This is a genomic window from Collimonas sp. GW821-FHT07E08 (genome assembly GCF_059418905.1).
Genome location: NZ_JBWKQR010000039.1, coordinates 1 through 3920 on the forward strand (window position 1 = coordinate 1; position 3920 = coordinate 3920).

Sequence of the window (3920 nt, forward strand, 5' to 3'; positions counted from 1 at the left end):
GGCGCTCAATTATGCAGCCAGCGGGATTCATTCACCGTATGGAGAAGACGCCACCTTGCAGTTGCAGGGGCAGTTATATTCCCCCTTCGGACAAGTGCTGATTGGCCAGATAGTTTCGTCTGCCACGCATAGCTACAACCGTCGTACGGATCGACTGTTATACAGAAAAGATTTTTTTGATTCCAGAACCAGCATATTTGTCGGCAAAGGTATCGCGCCACTTGGCATTGCCAACTATTTTAGCGGCTTCTTAGGCAACACGATCAACGGCGTAATGGTGCAGCGTCGTGCAACCGACGCCCACGACATACGAATAGGCATCAAGCCCAAAATTGAGGGATTTATGGAGCAGCCTGGTACCGTCACCATCAAACAAAATGGACTCGTTGTGCGCGTCATACCTGTGCCCGCAGGGATATTTATCATTGAAGAACCGTATCTCATCCCCAATCAAACCGTGACGGTGGAGCGGAGATCGCAATCCGGAATGCTGCTGGGCAACTCGACTAGTCTAGTCTACGGTGGCGTCGGCCTATTGCCAGCGAAAGCGCTCGAATGGGATCTGGCCGCAGGTAAGAACTCCAATAGTGCTTTTTCATCTAGCCCAGGCACACCACAGGCAAACAGCGTACAGGTGGACGCCAAGTACGGCGTGACTGACCAGCTTGCCGTCGCCGCTTATGGAGCGGGTGTCATCGGACAACCCGCGTCAGCGGGACTTGGCTTTGCGCGTGATTTGTCGGCGCTGGGCTCGGTGTTTGTGGGCATCGGCTGGCGTCAAACAGCGAGCGATGTGGCACGACATTTCGTGTCGGCAAATTATAGTTTTACCAGGCCGTATTATTCGGTAAATTATCAGTTGAACGGGCCTGGAGCCTCCGCTATTAGTAACAGTCCACTGTCACATAATTGGGCACAGAGTCTGGCTGCCAACCTCACCTATCCGATGGGGAGCGGTCATTTCACCAGTAATTTCTCATGGAGCAATCTTCCCGTTGTCATTGCCAACAGTCCATCAACGTTGTTTGATAGTAAGATGCCGGTAGCGGGGGTTGTAAAGTCAATCACGCGCTCGTTGACAGCACAATATAATTGGCGTCTGACGCCCAAGGTCGGCGCCGCCATTTATGGCACGCTCAGCAATGCAACCAGCAGCCCTGGTACCGCTAAGCAGATCGGACTCACCTTATCGTTTGCGCTGGGTCGCGGTTCGACGACGTCGGATTTCTCCCACAGCAGCTCAGGCTTTGTCGCCCGTGAGACTTACACGCAATCCCTCAATACCAATTCTTCCATGTCACTCTATGCCACGCCACTTGACCAAGCGCAGGCCGGTGGCAGCTATAGCTATTCTGGCAGAGATGTCGTCGCCGGCCTCGGTGTCAACGCGAGCAACGCCGGCACTGCATGGAATGGCAATGCGCGCGGTGCACTGATCGCATTTGACGGGCAAATCATGCCGACCGCTTATATCAGCGAAGATAGCGCATTGGCGTTGGTCAAGATCGCAGAGTTGCCCAACGCCAGTGTCATACCGAGTGGTGCGAGTAGTGAGAACGAAGCCATCGCAAAGGCCAATGCACAAGGTTATTTTGTAGTGCCGAATGTGACGCCATACACTACACCAGACTACACTGTATTTTCCGAAGATCAGCCCGACGACATACAATTACCCAAGCAACTGATTGATCGGCCGATCAATAAATGGTCCGCCGCATTTTTTAAGCCGACCATCACGCACCAACAACCGGGATGGGTCGTCATCAATGACAGTAGCGGTCAGCCGATTCACAATGGTTCGTTTGTCGTCAATATGGATAAAGATAAAGAGAATGCCTACGCCGTCATTGGCGATGATGGAAAAGCGTTTATTGTTGACCTACATGACCTGCCGCAGCATTTTGATGTCTTCCTTGCCCCCAACTTTTCGAAAACATGCCACGTCGATGACGCTTTGAACAAGCGCCATAGCGAGAGCGAGAGTAAAAGAACCTTACAATGCGAGAAATAATGTGATTAGCAAATATATAAAAATTGTTGCGCCGCTTTGTTTATTGACTTACTCCATCCAATCCGGGGCCATGGGTACGAGTAAAACTTTTCTTGATATTGATTTGGGCTCCGCGATAAAACGCGGTAGGACTAGTTTTTTGATTACCAACGAGAGACCTGTGCCGGTTTTTGTATCCACTGAAATTTATGACTGGGACGTGGATGAGAACGGCCAATTTATCCTTCATCCAACGAAGGATATAGTTGTGTCACCGCCTGTGGCTACGGTGCAAGAGAACGGTGGGCTTAATTTGCGGGTCGAATATAAAGGTAGTGATTTCACGGGACCTCAAAAACACTACCGGATCGTGGTGAAGGAGTTTCCGAAACTGCGTCTCGGGGATCTCAGTGAGGGCCTAGGCGTCAATCTGGCATTGTCTGCAACGATGTCACTGCCCGTCTTTGTTACCCCGAAAGGGGGCGATGATATGCCATTTTCAACGCTGCAAACCACGTGGCTCGCCGATACAGAAAAGGATGGGAAGAAAATCGTCAGGCTTTCAATCGAAAATATTGGCGCGCGCTATGTGATGGTAAAAAACATCAATATAGAAGGAATTGATCACCCGTCGATGTATTACGTTTTGCCTGGCAAGAGCGTGAATATGGAAATCGCCTCAGAGAGCATTGCAGTAAAGAACGGGTTCATCATGTTGAGGTATATGGATCAGGAGAAAAAAATTGATCTTCCAATTAAAAAGTAAGACAAGGAAAAACAGAAAAACTTGCCTCATTGTCACGCTGATGTTGTTGGGTGCACTCCTCTTCATTGCGGATGAAACCGTAGCGTCTTGCAAGATCATGCAAAATGCCGTTGCAGCTGACGCAGGGGCTCTACCATCGGTGCAAGCTAAAAATTCTGTGCTGCAGGTGCGTTTTGATAATGTACAAGCGATCGTTTCGTTTCAATGTACAAAAGGGGACAGTATGCGTATTACGATGGAGAAAAGCCCTGGAGAACCTGTCGGCAATGATGTCGATAGTGTGTCAATCAATAAATCTGGCACGCAGCTGGTTTCTGTCCATCCCACTTTGGTGAGTTTAGATGGCATCTCCATCAAGAAACGTTTCAGTGATTTACCGAATCATACATTCTCTGGAATTGCAACAGGGGAAATACAACGGCTCGCAGTTGGGCTGACGGTCCCGCAAGTAGGAGCAGATCAAACTAGGCGCATGGACCCCGGGATATATCTGACGAAATTCTCCATTGACATCCAATCCCCGTAAACAAGCTGTGCCTTAGCCATGACTTAATCTGACGACCCTGTTGCAATTGAAAAAACAGAAGAGTAAAAAATGATCTAAATGGTCCAGTCATGCCTCGTGTTCCGGCTGATAGTCATTCCGGCAATTCGTGTTGCTGAAAAATTTTGCGTGGGCGACTTATTCATCGCAATAATAGCATCATCGGCCTCCAACTCAGCCACGGCGCGACCGCCTGGTGCTGCTATGGCGGCAACGCCTAGCGATAGCGACCCAGGCTGCCAGAGCGCCCTTCGGAACTCCCAGGCGCCGACTAGCCTCTTCCAGCGACAGACCCTGCGCCAATATCGTCTTCACAGACTCTTTCCGAAACTCCGGCATGTGATTTCTTGAATTCGCTTCCGTCATGATTTCTCCATTTGGTGATTTACCAAACAGAAGTGTCCGAAAAAATCAGGCTACCTCATTCTATTTTCTGGTGTTTTCTGTAGATACGCCCTCCTCCTTGCTGCTCTTAATTTTGTTCTCGCACTCCGATTCGGCTTGATCGAGACCTTAGCTTCTCCGTGTTACCGTGCGATCACACAGCCACTCTGCTGGCTTCGATGTGGGGTGCGGGTATTTGCTTATAATGAAAGGCTTCTTTTTAAGTCAATTGCTTT

4 protein-coding genes are annotated in these 3920 nt (G+C 49.7%); 3 read left to right on the forward strand and 1 reads right to left on the reverse strand.

Annotated elements, in window-relative coordinates; all coding sequences use genetic code 11:
* The 3 genes from AC07RZ_RS23965 to AC07RZ_RS23975 all read left to right on the forward strand — a co-directional run.
* A partial coding sequence (locus AC07RZ_RS23965; RefSeq protein WP_494669850.1) for a fimbria/pilus outer membrane usher protein occupies positions 1 to 2011 on the forward strand: 2011 nt, incomplete at its 5' end.
* 1 nt (position 2012) lies between these two features.
* Positions 2013 to 2756 (forward strand): fimbrial biogenesis chaperone, encoded by a 744-nt coding sequence (locus AC07RZ_RS23970; RefSeq protein WP_494669851.1) that lies wholly within the window; start codon positions 2013 to 2015, stop codon positions 2754 to 2756.
* On the forward strand, positions 2734 to 3282 hold the full coding sequence (locus tag AC07RZ_RS23975) for a hypothetical protein (RefSeq protein ID WP_494669852.1): 549 nt from the start codon (positions 2734 to 2736) through the stop codon (positions 3280 to 3282). The genes AC07RZ_RS23970 and AC07RZ_RS23975 overlap by 23 nt, the downstream gene beginning before the upstream one ends.
* 192 nt (positions 3283 to 3474) lie before the next feature.
* Here the strand turns inward: AC07RZ_RS23975 and AC07RZ_RS23980 are convergent, their stop codons facing one another.
* On the reverse strand, positions 3475 to 3666 hold the full coding sequence (locus tag AC07RZ_RS23980; RefSeq protein WP_494669853.1) for a transposase: 192 nt from the start codon (positions 3664 to 3666) through the stop codon (positions 3475 to 3477).
* Positions 3667 to 3920: the final 254 nt, after the last annotated feature.

Bases quoted from the DNA above. Each gene is read 5' to 3' on its own strand.
- AC07RZ_RS23980 (WP_494669853.1), bottom strand. From the start codon at position 3,666: ATGACGGAAGCGAATTCAAGAAATCACATGCCGGAGTTTCGGAAAGAG.